This window comes from Promicromonospora citrea (assembly GCF_013004695.1).
Classification (GTDB): domain Bacteria; phylum Actinomycetota; class Actinomycetes; order Actinomycetales; family Cellulomonadaceae; genus Promicromonospora; species Promicromonospora citrea.
The window spans coordinates 1-17,729 of sequence record NZ_JABEMG010000053.1; the positions used below are offsets into that span (position 1 = coordinate 1).

The window sequence follows — 17,729 nt, forward strand, 5'->3', positions numbered from 1 at the left end:
CCGCCGCCCCTGGCCTGGGCCGGCGGGGCGCTGGCCGTGGTGCTCGCGGTCGCCGCAGGGGTCACGGCGGTGGTCCGGCCGCGCAGCCGCGCACCCTTCGGGCTCGGCATGGCGGTCGCGGTGGTCTGCGTGGCGCTGCTGGCGCAGGCGACGGGCGACATCGCCGTGCTGCCCTGACCCCGCGTGCCGCCCTGACCCGGCTGGCGACCGCGGGCGGACCTGGGCACGCTGGACGCAGCCGAGGCAGGGAGGTCGCCCGTGGTCAGGACCGTCGACGCCGTCGTGGTGGGTGCGGGCCCGAACGGCCTGGTCGCGGCGAACGCGCTGGTCGACGCGGGCTGGGACGTGCTGGTGCTGGAGGAGCAGCCGGCGGTCGGCGGCGCCGTCCGCACCGCCGAGGTCGCGGCGCCCGGGTTCCGCACCGACCTGTTCAGCGCGTTCTACCCGCTGGCCGCCGGCTCGCCGGTGATCCGCGACCTGCACCTGGAGGAGCACGGGCTCGCGTGGTCGCGCGCGCCGTCCGTCCTGGCGCACGTGCTCGACGACGGCCCCGCCGCCGTGCTGCACGCCCTGCCCGAGGACACCGCGGCGGGGCTGGAGGAGCAGACCGCCGGGGACGGCGAGGCGTGGCTGCGGCTCTTCGCGGGCTGGACCCGGGTGCGCGACCCGCTGCTCGACGCCCTCTTCAGCCCGCTGCCCGCCGCCCGGCACGTCGCACGGCTGCTGCGCCGCCTCGGCACCGGCGGTGCGCTCGACCTGGCTCGCCTCGCCGTCCTGCCCGTGCGCCGTCTCGCCGACGAGACGTTCCGGGGCGAGGGCGGCGGCCTGCTGCTCACGGGCAACGCCATGCACGCCGACGTGCCCGCCGACGCGGCGGGCAGCGGCCTGTTCGGCTGGCTGCTGTCGATGCTCGGGCAGGACGTCGGTTTCCCCGTGCCGGTCGGCGGCGCCGGGGAGCTCGCCGCGGCGCTGGCCGCGCGCGTGCGGGCGGGCGGCGGCGTCGTCGAGACCGGGACCCGCGTCGAGCGGGTGCTCGTGTCCGGAGGACGCGCCGTCGGCGTGACGACGGCGCGCGGCGGGCGGGTCCGCGTGCGCCGTGCGGTGCTCGCCGACGTGAGTGCGCCCGCCCTCTACCGCGACCTGGTCGGCACGGCGCACCTGCCCGACCGCCTCGTGCGGGACCTCGACCGCTTCCAGTGGGACCACCCCACGTTCAAGGTGAACTGGGCGCTCGACCGCCCGCTGCCCTGGCGGTCGGCGGGCGCGCACGGGGCGGGCACCGTGCACCTCGGCGTGGACCGCCGCGGCTTCGTCGACGTCTCCGCGGCGCTGTCCAAGGGCGAGCCGCCCGACCGGCCGTTCCTCGTGCTCGGCCAGATGACGACGGCGGACCCCACCCGCTCTCCCGCCGGCACCGAGTCGGCGTGGGCGTACACCCACGTGCCGCACGGCACGGAGTGGACGGTGGACGCCGTGGCCGGGCAGGTGCGGCGTGTCGAGGACGCCCTGGAGCGCGCGGCGCCCGGGTTCCGCGACGCCGTCGTGGGCCGGTCGGTGCAGAGCCCCGCCGGGCTCCAGGCCGCGGACGCCAACCTCGCGGGCGGCGCGGTCAACGGCGGCACGTCGGCCGTGCACCAGCAGCTCTTCTTCCGCCCGACGCCGGGCCTGGGGCGCCCCGAGACGCCCGTCGCGGGCCTGTACCTGGCGAGCGCGTCGGCGCACCCCGGCGGCGGCGTGCACGGGGCGTGCGGGTGGAACGCGGCCCGCGTGGCGCTGGCGGCGGCGAGCCCGTGGGGCAGGCTCCCCCGGGCGCTGGCGCGCAGCGCGTGGGGACGCCTGCTGCAGGACGGGTGAGGCCCGCCGAGCTCAGTCCTGCGGCGCCCGGCCCTCGGCGAGGAGGGTCAGCCGGCGCAGCGTCTCGACGTTGCGCGGCCCGATGAGGGCGCTGCGCACGGGCCGCGGGATCAGCGCGCCCGGACCCTTCGTGGCGTCCTCGACGATCCGCACCACGCAGCCCGACGCCGCGGGCCGGACCTCGATGCGCACGGACGCCTCGCCCGCCGGCCAGCCCCGCGCCTGCAGCTCGATCGACCGCTCGGGGTCCCAGGAGCGCACGACCGTCTCGTCGTCGATCAGCACGGGCCACAGGCCGACCGAGTGCAGGATGCGGGTGCCGGGTCGCGGCCAGTCCGGGTCGACGGCGCGGATGCGCGCGGCGCCCACGACCCACGTGGAGTACAACCAGCCGTCCGCGAGCACCCCGAGGACGTCCTCGGGGGTGCATCGTGCGGCCCGCGTGACGGTGACCATATCCGTACGGTAGCGGGGACCGGGTCACCGGCAACCGTGAGGTGCGGGTGGGGGTGAGCCTGCTTAGGGTCGTCGCGACGGCTTCGAGGAGCGGAGCGCGCCCGGACGAGCACGGAGGCGCCCGATGACGGACCCCGACACCACCCACGGCACCACCCCCGAGCCGGTGCCCGACACCGCGCAGTCCGCGCCACCGCACGGCACGGCCCTGGTCACGGGCGGGACGAGCGGCATCGGCCTGGAGCTGGCCCGCGAGCTCGCGCGCCGGGGGCACGACGTGCTCGTCGTCGCCGACCGCGACGTCGAGGAGACGGTGCACCGCCTGCGCGAGGAGACCGGCGCGTACGTCACGGGCCTCGTGGCCGACCTCGCGCGGCCCGAGGGCGTCGAGGAGACGGTCGCGCGCGCCCGGGAGCTCGGGGTGCGCACGCTCGTGCTCAACGCCGGCGTCGGCGTGCACGGGCCGTTCACGCGCACGCCGCTGCAGGACGAGCTGCGCCTGGTCGACCTCAACGTCCGTTCGGTGGTGCACCTGGCGCACCGCCTCGTGCCCGACCTCGTCGCGGCGGGCGGCGGTCGGGTGCTGGTGACGTCGTCGATCGCCGCGACCATGCCGGCGCCGCTGTTCGGCACGTACGCCGCGTCGAAGGCGTTCGGGCGGTCGTTCGCGTGGTCGCTGCGCGGCGAGCTCGCGGGCACCGGCGTCACGGTGACCGCCCTGCTGCCGTCGGCGACGCGCACGCCGTTCTTCCGTGAGGCCGCGATGCAGCGCACCCACATCGGCCGGGCGCCCAAGGCGCGCGCCCCCATGGTCGCGCGGCAGGCGGTCGACGCGCTCCTCGACGGGCGCCCCGAGGTGCTGCCCGGTCTGCAGGCCAAGGCCATGGTCGCCGTCGCGACGGTCCTGCCGCAGCGCGCCCGCGCCGCGTTCCACGGCTGGTTCTACGCCCCGGGCGCCCGGTGACGACCGCGGTGCTAGCCTGTCTCGCATCGTGAGCACCTTCACCTGTCCCTGCTGTCGCCGCTGAGCGGTCGCCGACCCCGGCGACCCCGGCGCGATGCCTCGCGCCGCCCGACAGCAGGTCCAGCTCACGTCCCTCGCGCACGTCCTGTCCCTGGCCCGCCCCTTCCCCCGGCGGGTCCACGGGCCGTGGTGTCAGCGGGTCGCCGGACCGCCTCGTCGCCGGCGCACCCCTCACCACGAAAGGACCCCTGTCATGCCCGAGACCACGTCCGGCATCCCCGTGCTCGACCTGTCCCTGCTCGACGGCGACGCCGCCCACCAGGAGCGGTTCCGCGACGAGCTGCGCCGCGCGACCCACGAGGTCGGCTTCTTCTCGCTGGTCGGTCACGGCGTGCCCCGCGACCTGATCGACCGCGCCTACGCCACGGCGCGTGCGTTCTTCGCGCTGCCGGAGGAGCAGAAGCTCGCGATCGAGAACGTCCGCAGCCCGCACTTCCGCGGGTGGACGCGCATGGGCGGCGAGCGCACGCTCGGCCGCGTCGACCAGCGCGAGCAGATCGACATCGGCGCCGAGCGCACGCCCGTGCCCGCGGCCCCCGGCACCCCGGACTACTGGGTGCTCGAGGGCCCCAACCTCTGGCCGGAGGCGCTGCCCGAGCTGCGCGAGGTCGCGCAGGAGTGGCTGGCCCGGCTCGACGCCGTGGCCACGCGGCTGCTGCGCGCGTGGGCCGAGGCGCTCGGCGCCCCCGCCGACCACTTCGACGCCGTCTTCGAGCGCCCCTCCCCGCACCTGAAGATCGCCCGCTACCCGGGCGTCGCGGCGGCGGCGCCCGCCCAGGGCGTCGGGGCGCACAAGGACCTCGGGGTGCTGACGCTGCTGTCCGTCGAGGACGGCAAGGCCGGCCTGCAGGTCGAGAAGGACGGCGAGTGGCTCGACGTCGTGCCGCCCGCCGGCGCGTTCGTCGTCAACATCGGCGAGCTGCTCGAGATCGCGACCGACGGCTACCTCAAGGCGACCTTGCACCGGGTCGTCTCCCCCGCCCCCGGCACCGAGCGCATCTCGATCCCGTACTTCCACGGGCCCGCCCTCGACGCGCGCATCCCCGCGGTCGACCTGCCGGCCGCGCTGCGTGCGCAGGCGCCAGGGGTCACCCGGGACCCGGCCAACCCCCTGCACGCCGTGTTCGGCGAGAACTGGCTCAAGAGCCGCGTGCGGGCGCACCCGAACGTGGTCGAGGCGCGGCACCCGTACCTGCTCCGGACGGTCTGAGCCGCTCCGACCCGCCCGTTCGACCACCCGGAGATCCCCCGAGAGCCCCCGGCGCGACGGCCCCGCGGACCGTCGCGCCGGGCCCCCGCGTGTCCGCATGCTGATCCCGCATCGTGAGACATCCGGACCCAACCCTGGTCAAGGCCCGCTGCCGCGCCTATACCTCGCCCTCGCCACGAGATCCGCTCAGAGATCCGCCCCCGCCGCGAGGAGCCCACCATGACCGCAGAGCCCGCCGAGAACCTCGACCTGTCCGCGCTCGAACGGCTCCTGGCCCAGCAGGACGAACCCCAGCTGAGCCCCGCGGAGTTCAAGGCGGTGTTCCGCCGCCACCCGGCCGGCGTCGCCGTCGTCGCCCTCGCCCACGAGGGCCGCCCCGTCGGGTTCACCGCGACCTCCGTCATCTCCGTCTCGGCCGCGCCCCCGCTGCTCGCCTTCTCGCTCGCCGCGACGTCCTCGTCCTGGCCCGCCGTGTCCGCGGCCGAGACGCTCGCGATCAGCTTCCTGGCCGACCACCAGGACGACGTCTCCGCCCGCTTCGCCACGAGCGGCATCGACCGCTTCGCCGACGGCGGCTGGACCGCCCTGCCCACCGGCGAGCCCGTCGTCGACGGCGCGCTGTCGTGGCTGCGCGGCCGCGTCGTGCAGCGCACGCCCGTCGGGGACAGCTACCTCGTCTCGCTGCGTGCGCTCGCCTCGAGCCTGGCCGACACCGCCGCCCGCGCGGACCGCTCGCCGCTCGTCTACCAGGACCGCACCTACCACCGCCTGGGGGACGACACGGTCCTGTGACCCGCCGCCGGCCCCTGCGCCCGACCCTGCGCCCGATCCCGCCCGCACGCCCCACCGACGAACGGACGACCCCCATGTCCCATCCCGCGCCGTCCCACCCCGCGCCCCGCCCACCCGCTGGACCTGCCGCCCCGGCGTCCGCGGCCCCACCACGCCCCGCGCACCGCCGCCGCGGCACCGCGGCGCTCGCCGCGAGCACGGCTCTTGCGCTGCTCCTGTCCGGCTGCGCCGCAGGCGCCCGGGCCGACGACGCCCCCACCACCGGCGGCCTCGCCGCCGACGCGGAGCTGCCCACCGAGGTGCCGGCCGGCACCACGCTCGTGATCGGTGACCCCACCACGCAGAAGGCCTTCGAGCTCGCCGGCGAGGAGCTGACCGGCGACCTGGGCTTCGAGATCGAGTGGGCCAACGTGTCCGGCGGACCGCAGACCGTCGAGGCCTTCAACGCCGGCGTCCTCGACCTGGGGTCGGTCGCCGACATCCCGCCGATCCACGCCGCCTGGACGGGCCTCGACGTGCAGATCTACGCCACCCAGTACCGCGAGGACTGGAAGGAGCACCCGATCTACGAGCTCGCGGCGGCGCCCGGCGTCGAGCTCGACGCGCTGACCGACCTGCGCGGCCTGCGCATCGCCTTCAGCCCCGGCCAGGCCCAGGGCGCCCTCGTGCTGCGCGCCCTGCGCGCCGCGGGCCTCACCCAGGACGACGTCGAGCTCGTCGAGCTCCCCTCGACGGGCGACGTCTACCCCACCGCGCTCGCGGCGGGCGAGGTCGACGTCGCCCCCGTGGGCGGCACCGCGCTCGCGCGCTACCTCGACGGCTACGGCGCCGACGGCGCCACGTCGCTCCGGCACGGGTTGCGCGACGACCCGGGGCACCTGTACGGGCCGACCGCCGTCGTCCGCGACCCCGCCAAGGCCGCCGCCCTGCGGCGGTACGTCGCCGCGTGGGCACGGGCGCGCGTCTGGATCTACGAGCACCCGGAGATCTGGAAGGAGAAGTACTACGTCGAGGACCAGGGGCTGAGCGAGGAGGACGCGCAGTACCTCGTCGACACGGCCGCCCGGCCCGAGGTCCCCGCCGACCTCACCGACGGCATCGCCCGCACGCAGGAGACGATCGACCTGCTGGCCGGCGAGCTCGACCGGCCGCCGCTGCGGGCGTCCGGCCTGTTCGACGAACGGTTCGGCCCCGTCGCGGGCGAGGCCGCCGAGCAGGCCTGGGGTGCGCGATGACCGCCGTCGTCCAGGACCGCAGGCCCGCGCCCGCACGCACGGCCGCCCCGCCGGCCGACGTCCGCCCGCGCGTCCGCCGGCTCGGGCTGCGCCCGCCGGTACCGCTGGCCGCCGGGTCCGGCGTCGCGCTGCTCCTGGTGGTCTGGGCCGTCGGCTCGGCCACCGGGCTGATCGACCCCCGCGTGCTGTCCGCGCCGTGGACGGTCGTGACCACCGGCGTCGACCTCGCCGTCGACGGGCGGCTCGTGGAGAACCTCGCCGTCTCGCTCGGCCGCGCCGCGCAGGGGCTGGTGTGGGGCGTGCTCGCGGGCGTCCTGCTCGCGCTGCTGTCCGGGCTGAGCCGGCTCGGCGAGGCCCTGCTCGACGGACCGATCCAGGTCAAGCGCGCCGTGCCCAACCTCGCCCTGCTGCCGCTGCTCATCCTGTGGTTCGGCATCGGCGAGGAGATGAAGGTCGTCACGATCGCGCTCGGCGTGTTCATCCCGGTCTACATCCACACGCACAACGGCCTGCGGTCCATCGACAAGCGGTACGTCGAGCTCGCCGAGACGCTCCGGCTCGACCGGCGCCGGTTCGTCGCACACGTCGTGCTCCCCGGCGCGCTGCCCGGGTTCCTGCTCGGCCTGCGCTTCGCGGTGACCGGCTCGCTGCTCGCCCTCGTCGTCGTCGAGCAGGTCAACGGCACCGCGGGCATCGGCTACATGATGGAGCTCGCGCGCACCTACGGGCAGACGGAGGTCATCGTCGTCGGCCTGGTCGTCTACGGCGTGCTCGGGTACACCGCCGACCGCGCCGTCCGCCTGCTGCAGAGGAGGGCGCTGTCATGGCGACGCACGCTCGAGGACTGACCGGCGCCGCGGCCGGCGCCCCCACCGCGCCCGCCGTCGTCGTACGCGACCTGGTGCGGTCCTACGGGACGGGCGCCGGGGTGCTCGACGGGCTCGACCTCGAGATCGGCCGGGGCGAGTTCGTCGCCATCCTCGGCCGGTCCGGGTCGGGCAAGAGCACCCTGCTGCGGGCGCTCGCGGGCCTCGACCACGACGTGCCCGGCACCGGAACCGTCGACGTGCCACGCAACGTGTCCGTCGTCTTCCAGGACTCGCGGCTCCTGCCCTGGGCGCGCGTGCTGGACAACGTCGTGCTCGGGCACGAGGCGCCGCCCGTGCAGGCCCGCGCCGCCGGCATCGCCGCGCTCGCGGAGGTCGGGCTCGCCGGGCGCGAGCGGGCCTGGCCGAACGAGCTGTCCGGCGGCGAGCAGCAGCGCGTCTCCCTGGCCCGGTCCCTGGCGCGCAGCCCCGAGCTGCTGCTCGCCGACGAGCCGTTCGGTGCCCTCGACGCGCTGACCCGGCTGCGCATGCACGACCTCCTGCGTGACCTGCTGCGCCGGCACCACCCGACCGTCCTCATGGTCACCCACGACGTCGACGAGGCGATCGTCCTGGCCGACCGCGTGGTCGTGCTCGACAAGGGGCGGATCGCGCTCGAGCGGCGCACGCCGCAGGGCGTCGCGCGCCCCGGCACGCACACGAGCACACACGCCACCCTCCGCGCCGAGCTGCTGGACGCGCTGGGCCTCGACGCCGGGACCGGCACCACGACCGGCACCACCACCGACCGGAAGGACACCCCGTGACCCGTCCCACCGCGCACCACCGCCCGCACCACCGCCCGGGCCACCTCGCCCTCAACGCCTTCCTCATGAGCAGCGGGCACCACGAGGCGTCCTGGCGCCTGCCGGAGTCGGCACCCGACGCCACCGGGCACGACATCGCCCACCTGACCCGTCTCGCGCGGACCGCCGAGGAGGGCCGGTTCGACTCGGTCTTCCTCGCCGACGGACCCGGCCTGCAGGGCGACGTCGGGCGCCGCCCCTCGGGCACGCTCGACCCGCTCGTCGTGCTCACGGCGCTCGCCGGGGCGACCGAGCGGATCGGGCTGGTCGCGACGGCGTCGACCACCTACAACTCGCCCTACAACCTGGCCCGCCGGTTCGCCTCGATCGACCACGTCTCGGCCGGCCGCGCAGGCTGGAACGTCGTGACGACGGCGGGCCCGGACATCGCGCGCAACTTCGGGCTCGACGCCCAGCCCGCCCACGCCGAGCGGTACGCCCGGGCGGCCGAGTTCCTCGAGGTCGCGTTCAAGCTCTGGGACTCGTGGGAGGACGACGCGATCGTCGCCGACAAGGCCGCGGGGGTCTGGGCGGACAGCGCGAAGATCCATCCGCCCGAGCACGTCGGCCGGTACTTCTCGGTGGCGGGCGCGCTCACGGTGCCGCGCTCGCCGCAGGGCAGGCCGCTCATCGTGCAGGCGGGGTCGTCGCAGGACGGCAAGGACCTCGCGGCGCGCTACGCGGAGGCGGTGTTCACGGCGCACCAGACGCTCGGCGACGCCCAGGCGTTCTACCGCGACCTCAAGGACCGCACCGTCGCGGCAGGCCGCTCCGCGGACGACCTGCGCATCCTGCCCGGCATCGTGCCGGTCATCGGGTCCACCGAGGCCGAGGCCCGGGCCGCCGAGCGCGATCTCGACGAGCTGATCCTGCCCGAGTACGCCCGTCGGCAGCTCGCGCGCACGCTGCGCCTGCAGCCGGACGACCTGCCGCTCGACCGTGAGCTGCCCGCCGACCTGCCCGACGAGGACGAGATCGAGGGCGCCCGGAGTCGCTACACGCTGATCGTGCAGCTCGCCCGCCGCGAGCGCCTGACCGTGCGGCAGCTCATCGGGCGCCTCGGCGGCGGGCGGGGCCACCGCACGTTCGCGGGCACGCCCGAGCAGGTCGCCGACACGCTGCAGGAGTGGTACGACGCCGAGGCCGCCGACGGGTTCAACATCATGCCCGCCGTGCTGCCGTCGGGGCTGGAGCAGTTCACGGAGCACGTGCTGCCGATCCTGCGGGAGCGCGGGCTGTTCCGCACCGAGTACACGGGCACGACGCTGCGCGAGCACTACGGGCTCGAGCGTCCGGCGAACCGGTACGCGGCGGCCGCGGTGGGGGCGTGACATGGCCGACGACCTCCTCTGGTACATCCCGAACCAGACCCACCCCGGCCACCGCGGGGACGACGCGGACGCGGGGCACAACAGCCTGGCGACGCTCACGGAGCACGCCGCGCAGCTCGAGAAGCACGGGTGGGACGGCGCGCTGCTGGGCACGAGCTGGGGTCGGCCGGACACGTTCACGGTGGCCACGGCGCTGGCCGCGCGGACGACCACGTTCGAGCCGCTGATCGCCGTCCGCCCGGGGTACTGGCGGCCGGCGCACCTGGCGTCGTCGGCGGCGACGCTCGACCACCTCACGGGCGGCCGGGTGCGGATCAACGTCGTGTCGGGGCAGGACGACCTGGCCGCCTACGGGGACGCCGAGGGCGACCAGGCGGCGCGGTACGCCCGGACGAAGGAGTTCCTGCAGGTCGTGCGGAAGCTGTGGACGCAGGAGTCGGTGACGTACGCGGGCGAGCACTTCCGGGTGACGGGCTCGACGCTCGACCTGCGGCCCGTCGCCCGGCCGGGCCGACCGCACCCGCGGCTGTACTTCGGCGGGGCCTCGGCGGCGGCCGAGCGGGTCGCGGCCACCGAGGCGGACGTGCAGCTCTTCTGGGGCGAGCCGCTGGACGGGATCGCCGAGCGGATCGCGCGCCTGCGCGGGCTGGAGGCGTCGCTCGGCCGGGAGCACCCGCCGCTGGAGTTCGGGCTGCGCGTCACGACGTTCGTGCGTGACACCACCGAGCAGGCGTGGGCGGACGCCGAGGCGAAGGTCGCGCAGCTCGCCGCTCGTGCGGACCACGAGCACCCCGGCGTGCGGCGGTGGGGGCGGGCGTCCGCCGTCGGGCAGCAGCGGCTGCTCGAGCTGGCGGCACGGGGCGACGTGCTCGACGAGAACCTCTACACGGCGCCCGGCCGCGCCGGCGGCGGCGGCGCGGGCACCACGTGGCTGGTCGGCACCGCGCAGGAGGTCGCGGCGGCGCTGCGGCGGTACGAGGCGCTGGGCGTGACCCACTTCGTGCTCTCGGACACCCCGTACCTCCCGGAGATCGAGCGGCAGGGCCGCGAGCTGCTGCCCCTGCTGCGCGGCCCCGCCGGCGGCGTCGGGGTACCGCCCGGCCGGGGTCCCGGCGCCTAGGACTCGGGCGCGTACGCCTCCGTCCGCGCCGAGGCGTGGTCGCCGCCGACCTCGGTGCCGCCGCCGAACGTGTAGATCACGTCCCCGACGGTGGCGGCCCCGAGGCCGTGCCGCGGTGTGGGCAGGTCATCGACGGCGGTCCACGAGTCGGCCGCGGGGTCGTACCGCCAGACGTCGTCGTACACCTCGGGCTCGGGGTCGTGCTGCTCGCCGCCGAACGCGTAGATCGCGCCGTCGTGCACCGCGGCGGCCAGACCTCCGCGGGGCTCGGGCAGCGGGGCCGTCTCCGCCCAGGTGTCGCTCACCGGGTCGTAGACCTCGACGGTCGCGAGGTTCTCCTGGACGGCGGAGCCGTCGTCGGCGAGCGAGAACTCACGCCCGCCGATCACGTAGATCCGGCCGTCCAGCACGGCCGACGCCGCGCTGTTGCGGGCCGTGGGCGCCGGCGCGGCGGCGGACCAGCGGCCGGTGGCCGGGTCGAAGACCTCGGTGCTGTCGCTGTCGACGTGCGTCGTGAACGACGTGGCCCCGGGCGTCTCGGGTACGCGCCCGCCGATGACGTACACCCGGTCGTCCACGCTCTCGACGACGAACTCGGCGCGCGGCCCGGGCAGCGGGACGCCGTCGGACCACGTGTCGTCCTCGGGCGAGTAGACGAACGTGTCGGCCTCGGCGCGCCAGCGCGGGAACCCGCCGCTGAACCCGCCCACGGCGTAGACCGAGCCGTCCGCCTCGGCGAGCCCGACGTGGTGCCGGGCCGCCGGGAGCGGCGCGAGCCGGTGCCAGACGTCGTCCTGCGGGTCGTAGGCGTCGAAGTGGGCCGAGACCCCGGTGTTGGGGTTGAGGAGACCGCCGGCGACGTAGATGCGGCCGTCCACCGCCTCCGGGTAGAGCTCCTGGCGCTCGAGCGCCATGGGTGCCGCGTCCCGCCAGGGACCGCCGGCCGCTGCGTCGTCGTCGCCGGGCGCCGTGGGCGTGGCAGTGCAGCCCGCGGCCAGCAGCGCGGTCGCGGCCAGCCCTGCGGTGAGGCGCAGGGGGGCGGGGAGTGTGGGCTGTCGTGTCATGGGAGGCCCCTCGTGCCGGTGGGAGACGGGCCTCCAGCGTGCGGGACGGCGCACGCGGGAACCAGGGGACGCCGTCCCGCCCTGCGCCGTCCCTGGCTCAGCCCGGGAGCTGGGCGCCGTCCGGGAAGTCGGTGCTGCGCGACAGCTCGGCCCACGTCTGGATCTCCCGGTCGACGGCGGCGCGGCCGGCCGTGACCAGGCGCAGCCCGTCGGAGCCGAGCACGAGGTGCGCCGGCGGGTGCGGGGTCCCGGCGATCGTGAGGATCGCCTCGCCGGCCTTGCGCGGGTCGCCGAGCTGGTTGCCCGACGCGGCGAGGCGGTGCTCGCGGACCGGCGTCATCACCTCGTCGTAGTCCGGGATCGAGCGGTCGGAGCGGACCATGGAGCGGCCTGCCCAGTCGGTGCGGAAGGAGCCCGGCGCGACGGCGGTCACGTGGATGCCGAGGTGCGCCACCTCCTTGCCGACCGTCTCGAGGATGCCCTCCACCGCGTACTTGCTGCCCTGGTAGAACGACGTGCCGGGCACGGTGATGAGCCCGGCCATCGACGTGATGCCGATGATCCGGCCGCCGCGCCGCCGCCGCATGTGCGGCAGCACGGCCTGCACGGTCGCGACCGTGCCGTACACGTTGACCTCGAACTGACGCCGCAGGTCGGCCATCGTCGACTCCTCGAAGATGCCCTCGTGCCCGTAGCCGGCGTTCGCGACGAGCACGTCGATCGGCCCGACGGTCTCCTCGACGTCGTCGACGGTCCGGAAGACCGCCGCGTCGTCGGTCACGTCCAGGAGGCGGGCGACCGACCGGCTCGGGGCGAGCGCGGCGAACGCCTCGGCGTCCGACGGGCTGCGGACGGTGCCGACCACGGTGTGCCCGGCCTCGAGCGCCACCTCCGCGACGGCACGGCCCAGACCGGAGCTCACCCCGGTCACGAGGAACGTCTGGGGGCTGGGGTGTTCTGTCATGCCCTCGAATCTACACCCTGTCGATTTTTAGTCAACGTCCTGTCGATTATGATCGACGCCGGGTAGAGTGGCGGCCGTGGACGCAGTGGAGAGCCGTGGCCGACGCCGGCGCGCGACACCGACCAAGGGCGACCGGCGGGAGCGCGCCATCCTCGACGCCGCCGAGCAGCAGCTCGGCAGCGACGGGTACGACCGGATGACGGTCGCCACCGTCGCGCAGGCCGCCGGGATCACCCGCGGGGCGCTGTACTTCTACTTCGGCTCGAAGAACGAGGTGCTCGCGGCGCTCGTCGAGCGCACCGTCACGGCGCTCCGCGCCGAGATCGACGCGGCCGACGACGGCGCGCCGCCGGCGCAGGCCGTGCGGCAGGGGCTCGAGCAGACCGCCCGCATGTGGCGCGAGCACGGCACGGTCATGCGCGCAGCGGTGGAGCTCTCCCCCACCGTCCCCGCCATCGACGCCGTCTGGCGGTCCGCCGTCGAGGCGCTGGCCGACACGATGTGCCGGGTCGCCGAGCGCGCCGGCGCCCCCGCCGGCTCGGGCCCGCGGGACGCGGCCGCGGTGACGGGCGCGCTGGTCTGGATGACCGAGCGGGTCTTCTACCAGGCGAGCGCGAGCGCGGGACCCGACGCCCTCGACGGCGCCACGGACACCCTGTCGCACGTGTGGTCCCGCACCCTCGGCCTGGACCGCTGACGCCGCACGACCGCCAGGTGCGTCACACAGATCCGTCACACAGATTTGTCACACAGCTCGGACTTGTCGGGCGACGCCGGACGGATCTACGGTGGAGTAACTAGTTCGTCTACCTGGCGAGCTCCCACCTGAGAGGAACCCCCCATGTCCTTCCTGTCCAGCACCCGGCGCCGCACCCTCGGCGCCGCCATCGGCGTCGCGGCGAGCGCCGCGCTCGCTCTCGGCCTCGGCGCGGGCGCCGCGCAGGCCCACCCGGACCCCCACGGCCCGGGTCACGGCTCGCACGAGAAGCCGACGGTCGTGCTCGTGCACGGCGCGTTCGCCGACGCGAGCGGCTGGGGCGGCGTCATCGAGCGCCTCGAGCGCGACGGCTACCCGGTCATCGCCGTCGGCAACCCGCTGCGCGGCCTGCAGTCCGACTCGGACTACGTGCGCAGCGTCCTCGACTCGGTCGGCGGCGACGTGGTCCTGGTCGGCCACTCCTACGGCGGCGGCGTGATCACCAACGCCGCGTCGGGCGCCGACAACGTCGACGCGCTCGTCTACGTCGCGGCCTTCGCACCCGACCAGGGCGAGACGATCGGCCAGTTCAACGACCCGGAGCAGTACCCCGGCAGCCAGCTCGAGCCCGACGCGCTCGTGCTGCGCCCGTACCCGGGCGGCGTGGACGCGACCCTCGACCCGGCCGTCTTCCGCGAGGTCTTCGCCGCCGACCTGCCCCAGCGGCAGACGCGCATCATGGCGGCCACCCAGCGCCCGGCGAACGTCGCCGTGCTCGAGGAGGAGTCGCAGTCCGAGCCGGCGTGGAAGACGATCCCGAGCTGGTACCAGATCTCGACGCAGGACCACGCCCTGTCGCCGGTCGCCCAGCGGTTCTTCGCCGAGCGCATGGGGGCGCACACCTCCTCGATCAAGGCCTCGCACGCCGGGTACGTCTCGCACCCGGCCGAGACGGCCTCCGTCATCGAGCAGGCGGCCCGCGCGACGGACTGACCTCGTCCGGCGGCACGTCCGACGCCACGGTGCGGGCGCCCGGGTCCTCGCGGCCCGGGCGCCCGCCGTGCGAGCAGGGCGTGTTTTCACCCTCGGGGAGCGGTTAGGGTGCTGGGCGCACGCGGCGCTGCGGCGCCACCCCCGCGACCAGGAGTCACCGTTGACGCAAGCCGCCCACCACCCCCACGACACACCCCCTGAGCGCTTCGTCAGCGGTGACCCGTACACGCTCGACCCCGCGGCGGTGAAGGAGCCGCCGGTCGGCTGGCGCGCGTCGTCCACGTTCTTCGGCCCCGGCCTCATCGTCTCGGCGTCCGTGGTGGGCGCCGGCGAGCTCATCACGGCCACCTCGCTCGGCGCCCAGGCCGGGTTCGTGCTGCTGTGGCTCGTGGTCGTCTCGACCGTCGTCAAGGTCGCGGTCCAGACCGAGATGGCCCGCTACTCGATCGTCACCGGCGAGGGCGGCATGGAGGGCTACAACCGCGTGCCGCCGCGGCTGGGCCGCGTGAGCTGGGTGCTCGTCATGTGGGCGCTCATGGCGGTCAGCAAGCTCATCCAGACCGGCGGCCTGATCGGCGGCATGGCGGCCGCGCTGTCCGTGCTCGCGCCGCTCGGGTTCGCCCCGCTGCACCCGACGGCGGTGGCGATCTGGGCCGTCGTCGTCACCGTGCTCGCGGTCGCGACGCTCATCGCCAACCGGTACGGGCTCATCGAGAACGTCGCCACCGCGCTGACCATGGCCTTCGTGGCGGTCACCGTGCTGGTCGTGGTCGCCCTGCCCGTCACGGAGTACCCGTGGACGGGCGCGGACCTCGCGTCCGGGCTCGGCCTCCAGCTCCCGGTCGGCGCGCTGGGCATCGCACTGACGATGTTCGGCCTGACCGGCGTCGCGTCCGAGGAGATCACCGCCTACACCTACTGGTGCCTCGAGAAGGGGTACGCCCGCTGGTCCGGCCCGAACGACGGCACCGAGGCGTACCGGCGCCGCGCCCGCGGCTGGATCGCCGTCATGCAGAAGGACGCGATCGTGTCCTGGGTCGTCTACACGGTCTCGACGGCCGCGTTCTTCGTGCTCGGCGCCGCCGTCCTGCACCCGCAGGGCCTCGTGCCCGAGGGCAACGAGATGATCCTGACCCTCTCGGAGACCTTCGCCGGCGTGTTCGGCGACGCCGGGCGCGTCGTGTTCCTCGTCGGCGCGCTGGCCGCTCTCGGCTCGACCATCTGGGCGGCGATCCCGTCGTGGTCGCGCTCCTGGGCCAACGCGCTGTCGATCGTCGGCGTCTTCGACTGGTCGGACGCCCGCCGCCGGAACTTCTGGATGCGCGTGTTCATCGCCGCGCTGCCGACCGTCTGGCTGCTGACGTTCCTGTGGATCAGCTCGCCGCTCGTCATGATCATGGTCGGCGGCATCGCGGGCGGCATCTTCCTCGCGGCCGTCGCGGGCTCGGCGCTGTACCTGCGCGGGCGCATCGACCCCGCGCTGCGCGGGGGCCGGTTCGTCCACGTCGCGCTCGTGGTGAGCTCGCTGGCGATCATCGCGCTCGGGGTGTACTCGGTGGTCACGACGGTGACCGGGTGACCGCCCGCCGGGGGTGGGCCCGAGGTCCCCGGCGCGTGGGTCCCTGGTCACGACTTGGCCGCGCACGGCCCCGGATGTGACCTGCACGACCCTTTCACCCGTTAGGGTTCCGCCGTTGCCCGTCACCGTCTCCACCTCGGAGCGCCGACCCCCGCACCCCACCCAGGAGCACCCATGAGCTTCGCCGATCGCATCACCGCCACGAACGAGCTGATCTGGTCGATACCCCTGATCGCGCTCTGTCTGCTGGCAGGCCTGTACTTCTCGTTCCGGACCGGCTTCCTCCAGGTCCGGCACATCCCCGACATGATCGACCAGCTCAAGAAGGGCGAGAAGTCCGAGGACGGCACGTCCTCGTTCCAGTCGCTCATGATGTCGCTCGCGGGCCGCGTGGGCATGGGCAACATCGGCGGCGTCGCGACGGCGATCGCGTTCGGCGGGCCGGGCGCGGTGTTCTGGATGTGGACCTCGGCCTTCCTCGGCGCGGCGACGTCGTTCATCGAGTGCACGCTCGGCCAGATCTACAAGGAGAAGGACCCGGACACCGGTGAGTACCGCGGCGGCCCGGCGTACTACTTCGAGAAGGCCTACCGGCACAAGGCCAAGGGCCTGTCGCTCGGCTACGGCATCCTCTTCGCGTTCGTCACCATCCTGGCGATGAGCTTCTTCCTGCCCGGCGTGCAGGCCAACGGCATGGCCTCGGCGATCGACAACGCGTGGGGCGTGTCCCCCTGGGTCACCGCGATCGGCCTGGTGATCCTGCTCGGCTTCATCGTCATCGGCGGCGTCAAGCGCATCGCGAACTTCGCCGTCGTCGTGGTGCCCGCGATGGCCCTGCTCTACATCGCCATCGCCCTGGTGGTGTTCTTCCTCAACTTCACGCAGATCCCCGAGGTCTTCACGCTCATCTTCAGCAGCGCGTTCGGCGTGCAGCCGGTCTTCGGCGCCATCCTCGGCCTCGCCGTCAAGTGGGGCGTGCAGCGCGGCATCTACTCCAACGAGGCTGGCCAGGGCACCGGCCCGCACGCCGCGGCCGCCGCCGAGGTGTCGCACCCGGCCAAGCAGGGCTTCGCGCAGTCGTTCGCGGTCTACATCGACACGCTCTTCGTGTGCTCGGCCACGGCGTTCATCATCATCTCGACCGGCATGTTCAACACGTTCGCGGGCGAGGCCTGGCCGGGCGACGTCATCTTCCGCGGCGAGGGCGGCCTGGGCACCGACGTCGAGCCGGGCCCCGGCTTCGTGCAGCAGGGCCTCGACTCGGTGTTCCCGGGCGCCGGCCCGACGTTCGTCGCGGTCGCGCTCGCGTTCTTCGCGTTCACCACGATCGTCGCCTACTACTACATGGCCGAGACCAACCTGACCTACCTCACCCGCAAGATGAAGAACCGCCTCGTCGCACGCGGCATCCGGCGCGCGCTGCAGGCGCTCGTGCTCGTCTCGGTGGCCTACGGCGCCGTGACGACGGCAGGTGCGGCGTGGGGCCTCGGCGACATCGGCGTCGGCTCGATGGCGTGGCTGAACATCGTCGGCATCCTGTTCCTGCAGGGTCCCGCCCTCAAGGCGCTCAAGGACTACCGCGCCCAGAAGAAGGCGGGCCTCGACCCGGAGTTCGACCCGCGCAAGCTCGGCATCGAGAACGCCACGTTCTGGGAGCAGCGTGCCGACGCGCTCCAGGGCGCGGGCGGCGGGGCCGCGCTCGAGCGGGACTGAACCAGCCGCACGCGACGAGGCCGCC

16 protein-coding genes are annotated in these 17,729 nt (G+C 74.8%); 13 read left to right on the top strand and 3 right to left on the bottom strand.

Annotated features, from left to right (window positions below; genetic code table 11):
- The first annotated feature begins 258 nt into the window (after positions 1–258).
- Complete coding sequence (locus HLB15_RS11820) at positions 259–1,854, top strand: phytoene desaturase family protein (RefSeq protein WP_171105866.1); 1,596 nt, start codon at positions 259–261, stop codon at positions 1,852–1,854.
- Positions 1,855–1,866: 12 nt separating this feature from the next.
- On the opposite strand, the gene HLB15_RS11825 is transcribed toward HLB15_RS11820, so the two are convergent.
- Positions 1,867–2,310 carry an SRPBCC family protein gene (locus HLB15_RS11825; RefSeq protein ID WP_171105868.1) on the bottom strand — a complete coding sequence of 148 codons (444 nt, stop codon included), beginning with the start codon at positions 2,308–2,310 and terminating at the stop codon, positions 1,867–1,869.
- A 124-nt stretch (positions 2,311–2,434) separates the two neighbouring features.
- On the opposite strand from HLB15_RS11825, the gene HLB15_RS11830 reads away from it, so the two are divergent.
- The 8 genes from HLB15_RS11830 to HLB15_RS11865 all read left to right on the top strand — a co-directional run bounded on the left by HLB15_RS11830 (position 2,435) and on the right by HLB15_RS11865 (position 10,694).
- A complete protein-coding gene (locus HLB15_RS11830) occupies positions 2,435–3,274 on the top strand; it encodes an SDR family NAD(P)-dependent oxidoreductase (RefSeq protein ID WP_171105870.1) in 840 nt (279 codons plus the stop codon).
- Between the two features lie 253 nt (positions 3,275–3,527).
- The gene (locus HLB15_RS11835) at positions 3,528–4,544 is read left to right on the top strand and encodes an isopenicillin N synthase family dioxygenase (RefSeq protein WP_171105872.1); all 1,017 of its coding nucleotides are present in this window, start codon (positions 3,528–3,530) and stop codon (positions 4,542–4,544) included.
- Positions 4,545–4,763: 219 nt separating this feature from the next.
- Positions 4,764–5,336, top strand: a complete 573-nt coding sequence (locus HLB15_RS11840; protein WP_171105874.1) for a flavin reductase family protein — start codon at positions 4,764–4,766, stop codon at positions 5,334–5,336.
- Between the two features lie 74 nt (positions 5,337–5,410).
- Positions 5,411–6,571, top strand: coding sequence for a PhnD/SsuA/transferrin family substrate-binding protein (locus tag HLB15_RS11845; RefSeq protein ID WP_171105876.1), 1,161 nt, complete (start codon positions 5,411–5,413; stop codon positions 6,569–6,571).
- Entirely contained in the window at positions 6,568–7,419 is an 852-nt protein-coding gene (locus HLB15_RS11850; RefSeq protein ID WP_171105881.1) for an ABC transporter permease, read from the top strand. The genes HLB15_RS11845 and HLB15_RS11850 overlap by 4 nt, the downstream gene beginning before the upstream one ends.
- Entirely contained in the window at positions 7,395–8,204 is an 810-nt protein-coding gene (locus tag HLB15_RS11855; protein WP_171105883.1) for an ABC transporter ATP-binding protein, read from the top strand. The genes HLB15_RS11850 and HLB15_RS11855 overlap by 25 nt, the downstream gene beginning before the upstream one ends.
- 65 nt (positions 8,205–8,269) lie before the next feature.
- A complete protein-coding gene (locus tag HLB15_RS11860; RefSeq protein ID WP_171105914.1) occupies positions 8,270–9,574 on the top strand; it encodes an LLM class flavin-dependent oxidoreductase in 1,305 nt (434 codons plus the stop codon).
- A gap of 1 nt (position 9,575) precedes the next feature.
- A complete protein-coding gene (locus tag HLB15_RS11865) occupies positions 9,576–10,694 on the top strand; it encodes an LLM class flavin-dependent oxidoreductase (protein ID WP_171105885.1) in 1,119 nt (372 codons plus the stop codon).
- Here the strand turns inward: HLB15_RS11865 and HLB15_RS11870 are convergent.
- Positions 10,691–11,758, bottom strand: a complete 1,068-nt coding sequence (locus HLB15_RS11870) for a Kelch repeat-containing protein (protein WP_171105886.1) — start codon at positions 11,756–11,758, stop codon at positions 10,691–10,693. The genes HLB15_RS11865 and HLB15_RS11870 overlap by 4 nt on opposite strands.
- 97 nt (positions 11,759–11,855) lie before the next feature.
- On the bottom strand, positions 11,856–12,722 hold the full coding sequence (locus HLB15_RS11875; RefSeq protein WP_171105888.1) for an oxidoreductase: 867 nt from the start codon (positions 12,720–12,722) through the stop codon (positions 11,856–11,858).
- A gap of 76 nt (positions 12,723–12,798) precedes the next feature.
- Between HLB15_RS11875 and HLB15_RS11880 the strand changes: the two genes are divergently transcribed.
- The 4 genes from HLB15_RS11880 (at position 12,799) to HLB15_RS11895 (ending at position 17,704) form a co-directional block, all read left to right on the top strand.
- Complete coding sequence (locus HLB15_RS11880) at positions 12,799–13,419, top strand: TetR/AcrR family transcriptional regulator (protein ID WP_171105890.1); 621 nt, start codon at positions 12,799–12,801, stop codon at positions 13,417–13,419.
- A gap of 144 nt (positions 13,420–13,563) precedes the next feature.
- The gene (locus tag HLB15_RS11885; RefSeq protein ID WP_171105892.1) at positions 13,564–14,412 is read left to right on the top strand and encodes an alpha/beta fold hydrolase; all 849 of its coding nucleotides are present in this window, start codon (positions 13,564–13,566) and stop codon (positions 14,410–14,412) included.
- A 160-nt stretch (positions 14,413–14,572) separates the two neighbouring features.
- Complete coding sequence (locus HLB15_RS11890; RefSeq protein ID WP_212759786.1) at positions 14,573–15,991, top strand: Nramp family divalent metal transporter; 1,419 nt, start codon at positions 14,573–14,575, stop codon at positions 15,989–15,991.
- 174 nt (positions 15,992–16,165) lie between these two features.
- On the top strand, positions 16,166–17,704 hold the full coding sequence (locus tag HLB15_RS11895; RefSeq protein WP_171105894.1) for an alanine/glycine:cation symporter family protein: 1,539 nt from the start codon (positions 16,166–16,168) through the stop codon (positions 17,702–17,704).
- The last annotated feature ends 25 nt before the right edge of the window (positions 17,705–17,729 follow it).

Coding starts and splice junctions, on each gene's coding strand:
- HLB15_RS11850 (WP_171105881.1), top strand. CDS start 6,568: ATGACCGCCGTCGTCCAGGACCGCAGGCCCGCGCCCGCACGCACGGCC.
- HLB15_RS11870 (WP_171105886.1), bottom strand. CDS start 11,758: ATGACACGACAGCCCACACTCCCCGCCCCCCTGCGCCTCACCGCAGGG.
- HLB15_RS11885 (WP_171105892.1), top strand. CDS start 13,564: ATGTCCTTCCTGTCCAGCACCCGGCGCCGCACCCTCGGCGCCGCCATC.
- HLB15_RS11875 (WP_171105888.1), bottom strand. CDS start 12,722: ATGACAGAACACCCCAGCCCCCAGACGTTCCTCGTGACCGGGGTGAGC.
- HLB15_RS11830 (WP_171105870.1), top strand. CDS start 2,435: ATGACGGACCCCGACACCACCCACGGCACCACCCCCGAGCCGGTGCCC.
- HLB15_RS11835 (WP_171105872.1), top strand. CDS start 3,528: ATGCCCGAGACCACGTCCGGCATCCCCGTGCTCGACCTGTCCCTGCTC.
- HLB15_RS11855 (WP_171105883.1), top strand. CDS start 7,395: ATGGCGACGCACGCTCGAGGACTGACCGGCGCCGCGGCCGGCGCCCCC.
- HLB15_RS11840 (WP_171105874.1), top strand. CDS start 4,764: ATGACCGCAGAGCCCGCCGAGAACCTCGACCTGTCCGCGCTCGAACGG.
- HLB15_RS11860 (WP_171105914.1), top strand. CDS start 8,270: ATGAGCAGCGGGCACCACGAGGCGTCCTGGCGCCTGCCGGAGTCGGCA.
- HLB15_RS11845 (WP_171105876.1), top strand. CDS start 5,411: ATGTCCCATCCCGCGCCGTCCCACCCCGCGCCCCGCCCACCCGCTGGA.
- HLB15_RS11865 (WP_171105885.1), top strand. CDS start 9,576: ATGGCCGACGACCTCCTCTGGTACATCCCGAACCAGACCCACCCCGGC.
- HLB15_RS11895 (WP_171105894.1), top strand. CDS start 16,166: ATGAGCTTCGCCGATCGCATCACCGCCACGAACGAGCTGATCTGGTCG.
- HLB15_RS11825 (WP_171105868.1), bottom strand. CDS start 2,310: ATGGTCACCGTCACGCGGGCCGCACGATGCACCCCCGAGGACGTCCTC.